11 protein-coding genes are annotated in these 15,574 nt (G+C 70.1%); 8 read left to right on the forward strand and 3 right to left on the reverse strand.

Annotation, left to right across the window (positions count from 1 at the left end):
* Positions 1-495 precede the first annotated feature (495 nt).
* The 5 genes from map (at position 496) to dapE (ending at position 6,631) form a co-directional block, all read left to right on the forward strand.
* Positions 496-1,272, forward strand: coding sequence for a type I methionyl aminopeptidase (gene map / locus K6753_RS09285; RefSeq protein ID WP_223676181.1), 777 nt, complete (start codon positions 496-498; stop codon positions 1,270-1,272).
* Positions 1,269-3,920 carry a [protein-PII] uridylyltransferase gene (gene glnD / locus K6753_RS09290; protein WP_223676182.1) on the forward strand — a complete coding sequence of 884 codons (2,652 nt, stop codon included), beginning with the start codon at positions 1,269-1,271 and terminating at the stop codon, positions 3,918-3,920. The genes map and glnD overlap by 4 nt, the downstream gene beginning before the upstream one ends.
* Complete coding sequence (gene dapD, locus K6753_RS09295; protein ID WP_223676183.1) at positions 3,917-5,029, forward strand: 2,3,4,5-tetrahydropyridine-2,6-dicarboxylate N-succinyltransferase; 1,113 nt, start codon at positions 3,917-3,919, stop codon at positions 5,027-5,029. Before glnD ends, dapD begins: the two co-directional genes overlap by 4 nt.
* A 2-nt stretch (positions 5,030-5,031) precedes the next feature.
* Complete coding sequence (locus tag K6753_RS09300; RefSeq protein ID WP_223676184.1) at positions 5,032-5,391, forward strand: Spx/MgsR family RNA polymerase-binding regulatory protein; 360 nt, start codon at positions 5,032-5,034, stop codon at positions 5,389-5,391.
* A gap of 94 nt (positions 5,392-5,485) precedes the next feature.
* Positions 5,486-6,631 (forward strand): succinyl-diaminopimelate desuccinylase, encoded by a 1,146-nt coding sequence (dapE, locus tag K6753_RS09305; protein ID WP_223676185.1) that lies wholly within the window; start codon positions 5,486-5,488, stop codon positions 6,629-6,631.
* 154 nt (positions 6,632-6,785) lie between these two features.
* On the opposite strand, the gene K6753_RS09310 is transcribed toward dapE, so the two are convergent.
* Positions 6,786-9,164 carry a penicillin acylase family protein gene (locus K6753_RS09310; RefSeq protein ID WP_223676186.1) on the reverse strand — a complete coding sequence of 793 codons (2,379 nt, stop codon included), beginning with the start codon at positions 9,162-9,164 and terminating at the stop codon, positions 6,786-6,788.
* Positions 9,165-9,276: 112 nt separating this feature from the next.
* Between K6753_RS09310 and K6753_RS14690 the strand changes: the two genes are divergently transcribed.
* The 3 genes from K6753_RS14690 (at position 9,277) to K6753_RS09320 (ending at position 12,436) form a co-directional block, all read left to right on the forward strand.
* A complete protein-coding gene (locus K6753_RS14690; RefSeq protein ID WP_255591608.1) occupies positions 9,277-9,411 on the forward strand; it encodes a hypothetical protein in 135 nt (44 codons plus the stop codon).
* A 132-nt stretch (positions 9,412-9,543) separates the two neighbouring features.
* The gene (gene asnB / locus K6753_RS09315; protein ID WP_223676187.1) at positions 9,544-11,244 is read left to right on the forward strand and encodes an asparagine synthase B; all 1,701 of its coding nucleotides are present in this window, start codon (positions 9,544-9,546) and stop codon (positions 11,242-11,244) included.
* A gap of 271 nt (positions 11,245-11,515) precedes the next feature.
* Entirely contained in the window at positions 11,516-12,436 is a 921-nt protein-coding gene (locus K6753_RS09320) for a DUF808 domain-containing protein (RefSeq protein ID WP_223676188.1), read from the forward strand.
* A 128-nt stretch (positions 12,437-12,564) separates the two neighbouring features.
* Here K6753_RS09320 and K6753_RS09325 read toward each other — a convergent pair whose 3' ends face one another.
* Positions 12,565-13,221, reverse strand: a complete 657-nt coding sequence (locus K6753_RS09325; protein WP_223676189.1) for a thiopurine S-methyltransferase — start codon at positions 13,219-13,221, stop codon at positions 12,565-12,567.
* Positions 13,222-13,298: 77 nt separating this feature from the next.
* Positions 13,299-15,542 carry a DNA topoisomerase IV subunit A gene (gene parC, locus K6753_RS09330; protein ID WP_223676190.1) on the reverse strand — a complete coding sequence of 748 codons (2,244 nt, stop codon included), beginning with the start codon at positions 15,540-15,542 and terminating at the stop codon, positions 13,299-13,301.
* Positions 15,543-15,574: the final 32 nt, after the last annotated feature.

A 15,574-nucleotide genomic window follows, 5' to 3' on the forward strand; every position in this document is an offset into this window, starting at 1 on the left:
CAGGCAATGGAACCGGCCGCCAGGGTTGTGAGGCGGCTGCCGCGGCACGGGTGCCGGGGCGGGGTTCCGGGGTTGGGCCTCCCTGCTGCCACCGTGGCCAGATCCCGGTCGCCTCTGGGCGGGACGGGACACCCCGGCACGGGGGTTTGCAGCAGGTGTGTATTCGCCGGTGACGCCCGGCGTGGGCGGTCTGGCAGGCACGGGGCCGGCGCAGCCGCGGGATTCTAGCCCGTTGCGGGCCCCGGGGCAATCAGATTGCGCGGTTTGGCCACGGATTGCCGGATGAACGCGGATAGGGGCGACGGCAGTTTCTTCACTGCATTCAGGATTGCAGCGGGCGGAATGAACCAACGGGATCGATGGCCTGCCAGCAGGAAACGGCCCGGCCGTTTTCCCTTCCGTGCCCACCGTGCAGATCCGTGGCCGGAACGCCGCCACGCGATCGCCCGGGCCCCGCCACCCCACACCCCCGGCCGCATCGGCGATAATGCGCGGATGCCAATTACGCTCAAAACCCCCGAGGACATCGAGAAGATGCGCGTCGCCGGCCGCCTGGCGGCCGAGGTGCTGCAGGTCGTCGCCCCGCACGTGAAGCCTGGCGTGACGACCGAGGAGCTGGACCGCATCTGCCATGACCACATCGTCAACGTGCAGGGGGCGATCCCGGCCAACGTCGGCTACAAGGGATACCCCAAGACCGTCTGCACCTCGGTCAACAACGTCATCTGCCACGGCATCCCGAACGAGGCCAAGGTCCTGAAGGACGGCGACATCGTCAATATCGACGTCACCGTGATCAAGGACGGCTGGCACGGCGACACCAGCCGCATGTATTTCGTCGGCACGCCGTCGGTGATGGCCAAGCGCCTGGTGGACGTGACGCGCGAGGCCATGTTCCGCGGCATCCGTGTCGTGCGCCCCGGTGCCACGCTCGGCGATGTCGGCGCGGCGATCCAGCAGTACGCCGAGTCCGAGCGCTTCAGCGTCGTGCGCGAGTACTGCGGCCACGGCATCGGCAAGGTCTACCACGACGAGCCGCAGGTCCTGCACTACGGCCGCGCGGGCGAGGGCGTGGTGCTGAAGCCGGGCATGACCTTCACCATCGAGCCGATGATCAACGAGGGCGCACGCCACACGCGGCTGCTGCCCGACGGCTGGACGGTGGTCACCAAGGACCGCAAGTTGTCCGCGCAGTGGGAGCACACCGTTGCGGTGACCGACGACGGCGTGGAGATCCTCACCCGCGTGCCGGGCGACGACAACGACCTATGAGCGCGGTCGGCGCCGGCGACGCCACTCCGGCGCAGCCCGGGGCGGAACGGCACCCCGGGCCTGACGATTCCGCCTGGGCCGGGCAGGTGCGCGAGCAGCTGGCCGAGGCCGATGCCGGTTTTGCTGCACGTTTCGACGAGGGGGCCGAAGTCGACCGCCTCGTCGCCGAGCGCGCGGCCGTGGTCGATACCCACGTGCAGGCCGCATGGCAGCGCTGCATCCCGCTGGAGGCGCAGTTGGCGCTTTTCGCCGTGGGCGGCTACGGACGCGGCGAACTGTTCCCGCAGTCTGATGTCGACCTGCTGGTGCTGGCCGAACCCGAGGCCTCCACCGCGTGCGCCGATGCACTGGCGCGGTTCTTCGCCGTCCTGTGGGATGCCGGCCTGCCGGTGGGGCACGCGGTCCGTTCGCTTGAGCAGTGCACCGAGGCTTCGCGCGAGGACATCAGCGTCCTGACCTCGCTGCTGGAAGCGCGGCCGCTGGCGGCCAACGAACTGGAGCGGCGCGAGTTGCAGACCGCCGCCTCGCCGCGGTTGGTGTGGCCGCCGCAGGACTTCTTCGAGGCCAAGCGCCGCGAGCTGCGCGACCGCCACGCCCGCTACGGCGACACGTCCGACAACCTCGAGCCCAACCTGAAGGAAGGCCCCGGCGGCCTGCGCGACGTGCAGACGCTGCACTGGATGGCGCTGCGCATCATCGGTACCGCCGACCTGGAAGCGCTGGTGGCGTTCGGGCAGTTGGGCGCGGACGAAGTCACAACGTTGGAGCGCGAGCGCCGCGCGCTGTCGCGCCTTCGCTTCGGCCTGCACCTGGTGGCCGACAAGCGCGAGGAGCGCCTGCGCTTCGACTACCAGAAGCCGCTGGCCGCGCGGCTGGGCTTCGAGGACACCGGCGACACGCTTGCGGTCGAGCAGATGATGCAGGGCTTCTACCGCAGCGCCGCCATCGTGCTGCGCATCGGCGAGCGCCTGCTGCAGCGCTTTGAGGAGCAGCTGGAAGGCGAGGCCGAACCCGAGCCGATCGACGAGCGCTTCGACCTGCGGCGCGGCTACCTGGCCGCCTCGTCGGACGCGTGGCCGCGTGACCTAGGGGATGTGTTCGACCTGTTCGCGACATGGGCCGCGCATGCCGATGCCGTGCGCGGGCTGCACTCGCATACCGCGCGCGAACTGGCCGAGGCGCTGCCGCGGCTGCCGGGCTTCAAGCAGGCCAGCGCCGAGCTGCGCCAGCGGTTCATGCAGCTGCTGCGCGGCCCGCAACCGGTGCAGACGCTCACCCGCATGGCCCGCCTGGGCGTGCTGGGGCGCTGGATCCCGGCGTTCGCGCGGGTGTCCGGGCGCATGCAGTTCGACCTGTTCCACGTCTACACGGTCGACCAGCACACGCTGGCGGTGCTGAAGAACCTGGCGTCGTTCGCCTCGGGGCAGCGCGACGAGCGCTTCGCGATGGCGCACGAGGTGTGGCCGCGGCTGCGCAAGCCCGAACTGCTCCTGCTCGCCGGCCTGTTCCATGACATCGCCAAGGGCCGCGGCGGCGACCATTCCGAGCTTGGCGGCGACGACGCGCGCGAGTTCTGCGAAACCGTCGGCCTGTCCGCGCCGGATACCGCGATGGTCGAGTGGCTGGTGCGCCAGCACCTGCTGATGTCGCGCACGGCGCAGAAGGAGGACATCACCGAGCCGGAGGTGATCCACCGCTTCGCCGCGAAGGTCGCCGACCGCGAGCACCTCGACCACCTCTACCTGCTGACGTGCGCGGACATCGCCGGCACCTCCCCCAAGCTGTGGAACGCGTGGAAGGACCGGCTGATGGCCGACCTGTACACGGCCACGCGCCTGGCGATGCGGCGCGGGCTGGAACACCCGGTCGCGCTGGAGGAGCGCATCGCCGAGATCCGCGACACTACGCGCGCGATGCTTTCGGCGCTTGGCCACGACGACGCCGCGATCGATGAAATGTTCGCGCGGATGCCCGATGCCGGCTTCCAGCGCGGTCGTCCCGACCAGCTGGCGTGGCAGGCGGTCGCGCTGCGCGGCATCGGCGCGGGCGACACCCGCGTGCGGGCGCGTCCGGTCACGGCGCAGGCGGGCGCGCTTGAAGTGTTCGTGTACTCGCCCAACCGCGACGGGCTGTTCGCCGCGATCGTCGCCAAGCTCGACCGGCTTGGCCTGGCGATCCTGCAGGCGCGCGTGCTCGATGGGCCGGATGGCACCATCTTCGATACGTTCGAAGTGATTCCGTCCGACCCGCGCTATACGCCGACCGCCGACGAAGTGGAACGCAAGCTGGCCGCCGCGCTCGACGGGCCGCTGGACCGCATCCGCCCGGCCCGCCGCACGCAACCGCGGCACCTGAAACATTTTCGCATCCCGCCGCAGGTCGCCTTCGACGAAGGCAGCGACGGTCGCACCACCCTCAGCTTCGTCTGCACCGACCGCCCCGGCCTGCTGGCCGAGGTCGCCGCGGTGCTTCGCAACCAGTCGCTGCGCGTGCACGACGCGCGCATCGCCACGTTCGGCGAGCGCGCCGAGGACGTGTTCCAGCTCACCACGTCCGACCCGGAAGGCCGCGGCCTGCCGCTGGACGACGCCCACCAGCAGGCGCTGCGCGAAGCACTGCTGCATTGTTTCGAAGGAGAAAGCGCATGAGTTCCAGGAAGCCGGCCAAGAAGACGGCGCGCGCAAAGCCCGCCACCAAGGGCACCGGCAAGAGCGCGGGCAAGACGACCAGCAGTTCGACCGCCACCGGCAAGCCGGTCGCGAAGAAGGCGACCAAGGCCGTGGGCAAGACCGCAGGAAAGCCGGCCGCCAGGAAGAAGGCCCCTGAGAAGAAGTCCGCGCCCGTGCCGGCCAAGCGCACCGATGGCGGCAAGGCCGCTGCGCCGAAGACCGCGCCCGCTCCACGCAAGAGCGCCAAGGCCGCGGCGCACGACGAGCTGAAGTTCCTGATCGACAGCGCCTTCGAGCGCCGTTCGATGCTGACGCCTGACGAGGTCGAAGGCTCGACCCGCCCGGCGGTCGAGCGCGCGATCGAAGGCCTGGAAAGCGGCGAGTTCCGCGTTGCCGAGCCAGACGGCAAGGGCGGCTGGACCGTCAACGAGTGGCTGAAGAAGGCGGTGCTGCTGTACTTCCGAACGCAGGACATGGAGCTGGTGGAGTCCTACCCGTCGCCGTTCTGGGACAAGGTGCCGGCGCGCTTCGCCGAGTTCGACGAGGCCGCCTTCCGCAAGCTGGGCGCGCGCGTGGTGCCCGGCGCGATCGTTCGCCGCGGCAGCCACATCGGCCGCGACGTCGTGCTGATGCCCAGCTTCGTCAACATCGGCGCGCACGTGGGAGAGGGCACGATGGTCGACACCTGGGCGACGGTCGGTTCGTGCGCGCAGATCGGCAAGCACTGCCACCTCTCGGGCGGCGCCGGCATCGGCGGCGTGCTCGAGCCGCTGCAGGCCACCCCGACCATCATCGAGGACCACTGCTTCATCGGCGCGCGCTCGGAGGTGGTGGAGGGCGTCATCGTCGGCCACCACAGCGTGATCGGCATGGGCGTGTTCCTCGGCCAGTCCACGCGTATCTACAACCGCGCCACCGGCGAGGTCAGCTACGGCCGCATTCCGCCGTACAGCGTCGTGGTGTCGGGCCAGCTGCCGTCGGCCGATGGCTCGCACTCGCTGTACTGCGCGGTGATCGTCAAGCAGGTCGATGCCAAGACCCGCAGCAAGACCAGCATCAACGACCTCCTGCGCGGACTGGCGGAGTAGGCATGGCGACCACCCTCTACGGCCTGTCCAACTGCGACACCTGCCGCAAGGCGCGAAAGTGGCTGGACCGCTTCGGCGTCGAACACGCGTTCGTGGACTACCGCGACCAGCGCCAGGCGCCGGAGACGTTGCTGGAATGGCGCGATGCGCTGGGCGGCTGGGACGCGATGATCAACAAGTCCTCGACTACGTGGCGCACCCTGCCGGAGACCCGCAAGTCGCCCGGCTCGGACGCCGAGTGGAAGCTGCTGCTGAAGGAGTATCCGCAGCTGGTCCGCCGGCCCGTGGTCGTGACCGACGACGGCACGGTGACGCAAGGCTTCTCCGACAACGGCTTCAAGAAGCGCTTCGGCGTCGGCTGACGCGCGCCTTCATGAAACCGTAGCCCGGGTAAGCGCAGCGCACCCGGGAACCCGGGCCGGAACGGCCACGGCTACGACACGATGGAACCGCCCCATGAGCGACGTACTCGACCTCACCCGCGATCTCATCGCCCGCACGTCGGTCACGCCCGACGACGCCGGCTGCCAGGCGCTGGTGGCCGAGCGGCTGGAAGCCGCAGGTTTCGCCTGCGAGCACCTCCGGCTGGGTGAGGTCGACAACCTCTACGCGACGTTCGGCGATGCGGCCGCGCCGACGCTGCTGCTGCTCGGCCACACCGACGTGGTGCCGCCCGGGCCACGCGAGGCATGGGCCAGCGATCCGTTCGTGCCCGAGATCCGCGATGGCGTGCTCTACGGGCGTGGCGCGGCCGACATGAAGGGCAGCGTCGCCGCGTTCGTCGTGGCCGCCGAGCGATTTGCCGCCGCGCATCCGACGCCGGCCGGGCGACTGGCGATCCTGCTGACCTCGGACGAAGAGGGCGATGCGATCGACGGCGTGCGCCGCGTTGCCGGGCTGTTCCGCGAGCGCGGCGAACGCCTGGACTGGTGCATCACCGGTGAGCCCTCCTCCACGAGCGAACTGGGCGACCTGCTGCGCGTGGGCCGCCGCGGCAGCCTGTCGGCGCGGCTGCAGGTCAATGGCGTGCAGGGCCACGTCGCCTATCCGGACAAGGCGCGCAACCCGGTGCACCTGGCGTTGCCGGCACTGGCCGAACTCACTGCACGGTGCTGGGACGAGGGCTACGAGACGTTCCCGCCGACCAGCCTGCAGGTCAGCAACATCGCCGCCGGCACCGGCGCCAACAACGTCATCCCCGGCACGCTGGAGGTGCAGTTCAACCTGCGCTTCAACCCGACCTGGAGCGCCGACGCGCTGGAGCGCGAGTGCGAGGCGGTGCTGCGTGCGCACGGGCTCGACTACACGATCCACTGGCACCGCAGCGGCGAACCCTTCCACACGCCGGAGGGCGCGTTGCGCCAGGCCGCGCGCGAGGTGCTCTCGGCGCATCGTGGACAGCCGCCGGAAGAGAGCACCGGCGGCGGCACGTCGGATGCACGCTTCATCGCGCCGCTGGGGACGCAGTGCATCGAGATCGGCCCGGTCAACGCCAGCATCCACCAGGTCGACGAGCACGTTCGCGTCTCCGACCTGCAAGCGCTTCCCGACCTCTACCTCTCGCTCATCGAGAAGATGCTCGTCCCGTCGGACGGACTGTAGGAGCGGCTCCAGCCGCGATCCAGGACTTCGGATTCGAATGTAGGAGCGACGTAAGTCGCGACCGCGGAACTGACCGAAGTACGAATCGCGACTTACGTCGCTCCTACAGGGACTCGTGGAACAGGAGATCGCGGCTGAAGCCGCTCCTACAGGGTCAGCGCGCCTCGGGTGGCACCAGGCGCAGGGTGTGTTCGGCCTCGCCCGGCAGGAACGGCGTCGGCCGCCCGTGCACCCAGTCGTCGTGCCCCGCGCCCCAGAACGGCGACAGCGGGTGGCCGCTCTGGCCCCCGGGCATGTGCGCGATCCCGTCAGCCTCGTGTCCCGGCGCCACCACCATCCGTTGCGACGCGCCGGCGTTGGGCGACTGCGCGCGCGGGGTCAGGGTGTCGCCGGCCAGCGGCTCGCGCGGCATGCACAGCAAACGCTCGCCCAGCAGCGGGATGGCCGCGGCCAACGGGTGGCAGATGGCAGCGGTATTGCGTTCGGACCACGTACGCTCGGCCAGTGGGCCGCGCTCGGCCAGTTCATCGCGGACGTCCACCGCGGCGTCCTCCAGCAGCGTGTCCCAGCTGTCGAATGCCGCTGGCAGCAGATGGGCCGGACGCTGCGTGACCAGCGGCCACGCAACACCTTCGAGCTGCGGCAGGTTGGGCATCGGTACGTCCGGACCCAGCGCCGCACGAGCGGGTGCCAGCAGGCCTTCGGAGATGCGCGCGTGCACCGCCAGGCGCCAGGCGCGCACCAGCCGATAGCCAACGGTGTCGCCTGCGGCACGCTCTGGCCACGTGGTGTCGGCGGCCGCCAGCGCATGCATGGCGGGCGTGCGCTCGGCATCGGCGCGTTTCTGCAGCAGCGTCCACCAGCGCTCCAGGAACACGCTGCGGTCGTCAAGCTGGATCGCCAGCAGGTCGGCTTCGTCGAAATGCGTCTCCGCCTGCAATTGCTGGCGGATCATCCACGCACGCGTGCCCACGACGTAGCCGCCGTCGCCGATCGCCGCGAGGTCGCCACCGTCCACCACCCGTGAGTTCGCCGTCCACAGGCGTTGGCCCGGTGGGTCGAGCACTGCCGGGTTGCCGCGGGTGGACAACGCCCAGGGCGAGCACGTGGTGGTGGTGGCTGGGGCTGCCTGGGCGGCCACGGCGATACCGAACGGCCGCTCGCCATCACAGCGGGCGCCGGCCGGCATGGGGCCGAGCAAGCGCCAGCCGATGCGGCCGCTGCGGTCACCTGCGACCAGGTTCTGCGCGGGGATGGCGGTCGCGTCGGCCGCGGCGAACAGTGCATCCAGCGAATCGGCCCGGGTGAAGTCGAGCACCCCCAGGTTGAGCGAGCCGGGCAGGTGTGCGGCCCAGCGCAGCGCCAGCGCGTCGCCGTCGGGTGTGTCATGCAGCAGCGGACCCCAATCGGTTTCGCGCACCTCCATCTCGACCGGCTCGCCGCCCGCCACGTCGATGCGCTCGACGTACGTGCGCGCGGCCGGGCACTTGGCGGCGCAGCCCGGTTCGCGCCGCCAGTCCGCCCAGTCGCCGTAGCTGTTGGTGAAGCCCCATGCGGCATGGCCGTTGCTGCCGACCACCACCCCGGGCAGGCCGGGCAGGCTGAAGCCGGTGACGTCGACCCGCCCGCCGGGCGCGGCCGGGTCCGGGTAGCGCAGGCGCACGCGGAACCAGATGTTGGGCGCGCGCAGGGCCAGGTGCATGTCGTCGGCGACCAGCGCGCCGCCGTGCTCGGTCAGCGCGCCGGACACCGCGAAGTTGTTGCTGCCGCGCGCGAAGGGCGGCTCGGCGGTGGCGCCGCGGTGGGTGTCCGGCGAGGCCAGTTCGCGCAGGTCGACCTCGCCGGGCCCCGGAAGTCTTGCGGGACCGCGCGCCTCGCCCTGTACGGGGGCATCCCACTCGCTGCCGTCGTGGGTGAGCAGCGTGTAGAGCGCCGGCGGCAGGTGCGGGCGGATGCGCAGCAACCCCAGTTCGCGCGCGTTGTCGGCGTCCTGCAGGTCGAAGTACATCGCATAGCCGACCAGCGCCGAGTCGGACAGCTGCCACGGCTCGGGCACCTGGCGCAGCAGCAGGTACGGCCACGGCCGTGCATCGAGGCTGGCCAGGCCGGCATTGACCCCGGCGGCATACGCCTCGCCTTCGGCGCGGTGCGGCCCCATCAGGGTGTCGAGCCGCGACTCCACCCGCGCGCGCATCCGATGGACGCGCTTGCCGCGGTCGTGGTCGGTCGCGCGCGGGCCGAACAACGCGGCCAGCTCGCCCGCAGCGGTCCGGCGCAGCAGGTCCATCTCGAAGTAGCGCTCCTGCGCGTGGACCCAGCCCAGCGCCCGCATGGCGTCGACACGGTTGCCGGCGTCGATGGTGACCACGCCGAGCGCATCGCGCTGCACGGTGACGGCGCCGCCAAGTCCGGCGACGGGCTGCTCACCGTCCAGCCGCGGCAGGCTGTCGCGCATCGCCAGCCAACCCGACAACAGCGCCAGCAGGACGAACCCCAGAAGCGCCAGCGCACCGCGCCTGATCCAACGTGCCATCCGACTGCTCCCCTTGGTGATGCCGTGCCATGGCCGGTGACGGCTGCCCGGCACGTTCACCCATGCAACCGCCCGCTTGCAAGCGCGGCCCCCGTTGCCACAGGATCGAGCCATGCCCGCAGCCCGTGCCCGCCGCACCCGCCACGCCGCCGCCCCCGGCGCGATGGCCGCGCGTCGCCGCTCGCGCCAGGCCGCGTCCAACAACAACCTCAATAACAACGCCCGCCTCCCGCAGGCCGGCGATTAGCACGCGCTCCACGCTCATCGCTCTCCCAGGCCTGCACTGCGAAGTGCGGGCCTTTTTGTTGGTCGAGCGTCCCGCCACCGACTCCATCCACCGGCTCCAACCCCTGCCTCAAACCACTCAAGGACCCGCCCCATGTGCTCGATCCTCGGCCTGTTCGACCTGCAACCCGGCGACGACCTGCCGCGCCTGCGCCGGCACGCGCTGGAACTCTCGCAACGCCAGCGCCACCGCGGCCCGGACTGGAGCGGCGTGCATGCCGACGAGGGCGCGATCCTGGTGCACGAGCGCCTGGCCATCGTCGACCCGGCCGGCGGGTCGCAGCCGCTGCGCTCCAGCGATGGCGCGCTGGTGCTGGCGGTCAACGGCGAGATCTACAACCATTGCGAGCTGGAGCAGGGGCTGGCGACGCCGTACGAGTTCCAGACCGGTTCGGACTGCGAGGTGATCAACGCGCTGTACGCGCAGCACCGCGACGGCGAACCGGCCGGTTGGCTGGACCGGCTCAACGGCATCTTTGCCTTCGCGTTGTGGGACCGTGCCCGCGGCCGCTACCTCATCGCGCGCGACCCCATGGGCGTGGTACCGCTGTACTGGGGCCACGACGGCAGCGGACGGCTGTGGGTGGCCTCGGAGATGAAGGCGCTGGTCGGCACCTGCGGGGACGTCGCGCCGTTTCCGCCCGGCCACGTGTTCGACAGCGCGACGGGCGAGCTGCGCCGCTGGTACACGCGGGACTGGCGCGAATACGACGCGGTGCAGGGCGTCACCGTCACGCCCGCCGACCTGCGCGAGGCCTTCGAGCGCGCGGTGCACCGGCAGATGATGAGCGACGTGCCGTATGGCGTGCTGCTGTCGGGTGGGCTGGACTCCTCGCTGGTCGCGGCCGTGGCCGCGCGCTATGCGCGGCGCCGCATCGAGGACAACGACAACTCCGAGGCATGGTGGCCGCGGCTGCATTCCTTCGCCATCGGCCTGGAGGGTTCGCCCGACCTCGCCGCCGCGGAGGTCGCCGCCGAGGCACTGGGCACGGTGCACCACGGTTTCACCTACACCTTCGAGGAGGGCGTCGATGCGCTGCCCGACGTCATCCGCCACATCGAAACCTACGACGTGACCACCATCCGCGCGTCCACGCCGATGTTCCTGCTGGCGCGGCGCATCAAGGCGATGGGCGTGAAGATGGTGCTGTCGGGCGAGGGCAGCGATGAAATCTTCGGTGGCTACCTGTACTTCCACAAGGCACCCAACGCACGCGAGTTCCACGAGGAGCTGGTGCGCAAGCTCGATGCGCTGCACTTCTACGATTGCCTGCGCGCCAACAAGTCGATGATGGCGTGGGGGGTGGAGCCGCGCGTGCCGTTCCTGGACGTCGAATTCCTGGACGTGGCGATGCGCATGGACGCGCAGGCCAAGATGGCCGGCGTGGACGCAGCGGGCCGCCGACGCATCGAGAAGGCGGTGCTGCGCGAGGCGTTCGAGGGCTACCTGCCCGAGTCGATCCTGTGGCGGCAGAAGGAGCAGTTCAGCGACGGCGTTGGCTACGGCTGGATCGACGGGCTCAAGGCGCACGCGGCCGAGCACGTCAGCGACCGCGAGTTCGCCGCCGCGGCCAGCCGGTTCCCGGTGAATACGCCGCAGACGAAGGAGGCGTACTTCTACCGCCGCATCTTCGAGCGCAGCTTCCCCGGCGAGGCCTGCGCGCAGACGGTGCCCGGCGGCAAGTCGATCGCGTGCTCCTCGCCGGCGGCAATCGCGTGGGACGCCGCCTTCGCCAACGCCGCCGACCCCTCGGGCCGCGCCGTGGCAGGCGTCCACCAGGCCGCGCTGGCTTAAACCGTAGCCCGGATAAGCGCAGCGCATCCGGGGTACCGCGTCGGTGTCCCATCCCGGGTGCGGCCTTGGGCCTTACCCGGGCTACGACCTTCGGCCACTAAGGTCCCTGTAGGAGCGACGTAAGTTGCGACCCGCGCTGCACGGGGAGTCCGGTCGCGACCTGCGTCGCTCCTACAAGGGGGCCCGCATCGCCGGCGACTGCGCTGTCTACGCCCGTGCACACCCGTTGGGCCACAATGCGCGCCCACTCCTGCTGACTGATGGAACGCCCATGGCCGGTGCCAGCCTGTTGACCCTGCTCGACGACATCGCCAGCGTGCTGGACGACGTCGCCATCCTCACCAAGCTGGCGACCAAGAAGACGGCCGGCGTGCTGGGCGACGACCTGGCGCTCAACGCGCAGCAGGTCACCGGGGTGAAGGCGGCGCGGGAGCTGCCGGTGGTCTGGGCGGTCGCCAAGGGCTCGTTCAAGAACAAGGCCATCCTGGTGCCGGCGGCGCTGGCTATCAGTGCGTGGCTGCCGGTGCTCATCACGCCGCTGATGATGATCGGTGGCACGTACCTGGTGTACGAGGGCGCGGAGAAGCTGGTGCATCGCTTCCTGCACTCGCGCGAGGAGGATGCCAGGCACCACGACGAACTCGTCAAGGCGGTGGCCGACGAGCAGGTCGACCTGGTCGCGTTCGAGAAGGACAAGATCAAGGGCGCCATCCGCACCGACTTCATCCTGTCGGCGGAGATCATCGTGCTGTCGCTGGGCGTGGTCGAAGCGCAGCCGTTTACCCAGCAGGCGTTGGTGCTGGTGGTGATCGCGCTGGGCATGACCGTGGGCGTCTACGGACTGGTCGCAGGCATCGTGAAGCTCGACGACGCGGGCATGCACCTGGCACGAAAGGAAGGCGCGACTGCCGCGCTGGGCCGCGGCATCCTCTACACCGCGCCGTGGCTGATGAAGTTCCTGTCGGTCGCCGGCACCGCGGCCATGTTCCTGGTGGGTGGCGGCATCCTCGTGCACGCGATCCCGGTGCTCGCCCACTGGGTGGAAGACGTGGTGCCATCGGGCATCGCCGGCACCCTGCTTTCGGCCCTGGCCAATGCGGTGGTGGGCGTCGTCGTGGGCGCGGTGGTCGTCGGCGTGGTCACCCTCGTCAAGAAGATGCGTGGTGGCGACAAGGTTGAGGCGCCGCATTGATGCGCGTCTCGCCCTGACCTCTGTAGGAGCGGCTTCAGCCGCGATTCGTTGAACCGGCGATGCGACTGGCTGTGCCCGGCTCTACATACCTGAGATCGCGGCTGAAGCCGCTCCTACAAATGCGGTGTTCAGCGGCGCTGCAGGCGGTAGGCCACGGTCTCGAGCGACGTCACGCCTTCCGTGACGAATCCCGGCTGCGAATCCAGGATGTCGCGCCGTTCGAGCAGCTCGACCGTCCAGTCCCGGCCGTACAGGTCGCGCACTTCGTCCTCGCCGACGGGAAACGGCGGGCCGGCCTTTTCGTGCGGCGGGTACTCCAGCGTGACCAGCAGGCCGCGACACCCCGACGGCAGGCGCGCGTACAACTCATGGACATAGCGGCGCCGCAGGTCGGGTGGCAGGGCGATCAGCGCGGCGCGGTCGAACACGCCTTCGCAACCCGCCAACGCCTCCGCGTCCAGGTCGAATGCATCGCCCTGGATGAGTTCGATCGGCCCCGCCGTGTAGTGAAACCCATGGCGCGACTCGCGACGTTCGGGCGTCGAGCCGTGCTCGTCGAAAAACGCCTCGACCGCCTGGCGCGACAGCTCCACGCCAAGCACCCGGTACCCCTGCGCTGCCAGCCAGAGCATGTCCAGCGACTTTCCGGCCAGCGGAACGAAGATACGGGTGCCGCCGGGCAGCCCGAGCCCCGGCCAGTGCTCCATCAGCAGTGGGGTAGGCGCGTCCTGGTGGAAGCCGATGCGGTTCTCGGACCAGCGCTGGAGCCAGAAGTCGGGGTGCATGGCGTTCCTTTGATCCTGCTAGTCATTCCCGCGAAGGCGGGAATGACGGACTCAAAGCCTGACCGTCGATCAGGCCGTCATTCGACGGCCAAACCTTCGACTTTTTGCCAACCTCTCGGCAACAGCCCTCCGCGCGTCGCGCGGCTGCCGACGTAGGCGTCCAGGTCCTTCCACGACAGGGTCATGGTGCGCGCACCCGACTTCACCGACAGCGTCGCACCCGGCGACACCACGGCCACGGCCACCACGCGCTCGGTGCCGAGCTTGGCCTTGGGGATGTCGATCAGCTTGTTGCCCTTGCCCTTGTCGAGTTCCGGCAGCTCCGCCACCGGGAAGGCCAGCAGGTGGCCGGCGCTGGTGGCGACGACCACGCGGTCGGCCTCGACATCGGCGACGGCGGCGGGCTGGACGACCTTGGCGTTGGGCGTCAGCGACAGCATCGCCTTGCCGGCCTTGTTTCGGCCCACCAGGTTCTCGAAGCGGGTGACGAAGCCGTAGCCGTGGCTGCTCGCCAGCACGAAGCGGGTATCGGGCTCGCCACTGGCGACGGCCTGGAACGAGGCGCCCGGCGCCGGCGAGAAGCGGCCGGTCAGCGGCTCGCCATTGCCGCGTGCCGACGGCAGGCCGTGCACCAGGGTCGAGTAGGCGCGGCCGGTGGAGTCCAGGAACGCCACCTGCTGCGTGCTGCGCGCACGCGCGAACGCCAACAGCGCGTCGCCATCGCGGTAGCTGAGGCCGGCCGCATCGACGTCGCCGCCTTTGGCCGCGCGCACCCAGCCCTTCTCGCTGAGCACCACCGTCATCGGCTCGCTCGGCACCAGCTCGGTCTCGCTCAGCGCCTGCGCCGCGCCGCGCGCGACCAGCGGCGAGCGGCGGGCGTCGCCGAATTTCTTCGCGTCCGCCAGCAGTTCGTCCTTGATCAGCTTCTTGAGCTTGGCCTTGCTGCCGAGCGTGGCGACCAGGCGGTCGCGCTCCTTCGCCAGCTCGTCCTGCTCACCACGGATCTTCATCTCCTCCAGCCGCGCCAGCTGGCGCAGGCGGGTCTCGAGGATGTAGTCGACCTGATCGTCGGACAGCTTGAAGCGCGCCTGCAGCACCGGGCGCGGCTCGTCCTCGCTGCGGATGATGCGGATCACCTCGTCCAGGTTGAGGAAGGCGACCAGCAGGCCCTCCAGCAGGTGCATGCGGCGCTCGACCTTGTCGAGGCGGTGCTTGAGGCGGCGGGTGACGGTATCGCTGCGGAAGGTCAGCCACTCGGCGAGGAATGCCTTGAGACCTTTCACCTGCGGGCGGCCGTCCAACCCGATCACGTTGAAGTTGACCCGGTAGCTCTTCTCCAGGTCGGTGGTCGCGAACAGGTGGCCCATCAGCTGGTCGATGTCGACACGGTTGCTGCGCGGCACCAGCACGATGCGGGTGGGGTTGGCGTGGTCGGACTCGTCGCGGATGTCCTCCAGCCACGGCAGCTTCTTGGCCCGCATCTGGCTGGCGATCTGCTCGATCACCTTGCCGGGCGAGGCCTGGTGCGGCAGCGCGGTGACGACGATGTTGGTGCCGTCCTTCTCGTAGATGGCGCGGGCGCGGACGCTGCCGTGGCCGGTCTCGTACATCTGCAGCAGGTCGGCGCGCGGGGTGATGATCTCCGCCGCGGTCGGGTAGTCCGGGCCCAGCACGTGCTCGCACAGGTCGCGCGTGGTGGCGTCCGGATCGTCGAGCAGGCGCACGCAGGCGCTGACGACCTCGTTGAGGTTGTGCGGCGGCACGTCGGTCGCCATGCCCACGGCAATGCCGGTGGTGCCGTTGAGCAGCAGGTGGGGCAGCCGCGCCGGCATCCACGAGGGTTCTTCCAGCGTGCCGTCGAAGTTGGGGTCCCAATCGACGGTGCCGTGCGCCAGCTCGCCCAGCAGCACCTCGGCGATCGGCGTCAGGCGCGACTCGGTGTAGCGCATCGCCGCGAACGACTTGGGGTCGTCCGACGAGCCGAAGTTGCCTTGGCCTTCCACCAGCGGGTAGCGGTACGAGAACGGCTGCGCCATCAGCACCATCGCCTCGTAGCACGCGCTGTCGCCATGCGGGTGGAACTTGCCGATCACATCACCGATCGTGCGCGCGGACTTCTTGGGCTTGGCCGTGGCGTTGAGCCCCAGTTCGCTCATCGCGTAGATGATGCGGCGCTGCACGGGCTTGAGGCCGTCGCCGATGAAGGGCAGGGCGCGGTCGAGCACCACGTACATCGAGTAATCGAGGTAGGCGCGCTCGGCGTACTCGCGCAGCGGGATGGTCTCGAAGCCGTGGAAGGCCGGGCGTACGGGGTCGGTCATGGGATGCGGGGGAATTCCGGTCGGTTGCCGCG

This window comes from Novilysobacter selenitireducens (assembly GCF_020026895.1).
GTDB classification, from domain to species: Bacteria; Pseudomonadota; Gammaproteobacteria; order Xanthomonadales; family Xanthomonadaceae; genus Lysobacter_C; species Lysobacter_C selenitireducens.

Bases quoted from the DNA above. Each gene is read 5' to 3' on its own strand.
- K6753_RS09320 (WP_223676188.1), top strand. From the start codon at position 11,516: ATGGCCGGTGCCAGCCTGTTGACCCTGCTCGACGACATCGCCAGCGTG.
- K6753_RS09310 (WP_223676186.1), bottom strand. From the start codon at position 9,164: ATGGCACGTTGGATCAGGCGCGGTGCGCTGGCGCTTCTGGGGTTCGTC.
- parC (WP_223676190.1), bottom strand. From the start codon at position 15,542: ATGACCGACCCCGTACGCCCGGCCTTCCACGGCTTCGAGACCATCCCG.
- dapD (WP_223676183.1), top strand. From the start codon at position 3,917: ATGAGTTCCAGGAAGCCGGCCAAGAAGACGGCGCGCGCAAAGCCCGCC.
- K6753_RS14690 (WP_255591608.1), top strand. From the start codon at position 9,277: ATGCCCGCAGCCCGTGCCCGCCGCACCCGCCACGCCGCCGCCCCCGGC.
- K6753_RS09300 (WP_223676184.1), top strand. From the start codon at position 5,032: ATGGCGACCACCCTCTACGGCCTGTCCAACTGCGACACCTGCCGCAAG.
- K6753_RS09325 (WP_223676189.1), bottom strand. From the start codon at position 13,221: ATGCACCCCGACTTCTGGCTCCAGCGCTGGTCCGAGAACCGCATCGGC.
- glnD (WP_223676182.1), top strand. From the start codon at position 1,269: ATGAGCGCGGTCGGCGCCGGCGACGCCACTCCGGCGCAGCCCGGGGCG.
- asnB (WP_223676187.1), top strand. From the start codon at position 9,544: ATGTGCTCGATCCTCGGCCTGTTCGACCTGCAACCCGGCGACGACCTG.
- dapE (WP_223676185.1), top strand. From the start codon at position 5,486: ATGAGCGACGTACTCGACCTCACCCGCGATCTCATCGCCCGCACGTCG.
- map (WP_223676181.1), top strand. From the start codon at position 496: ATGCCAATTACGCTCAAAACCCCCGAGGACATCGAGAAGATGCGCGTC.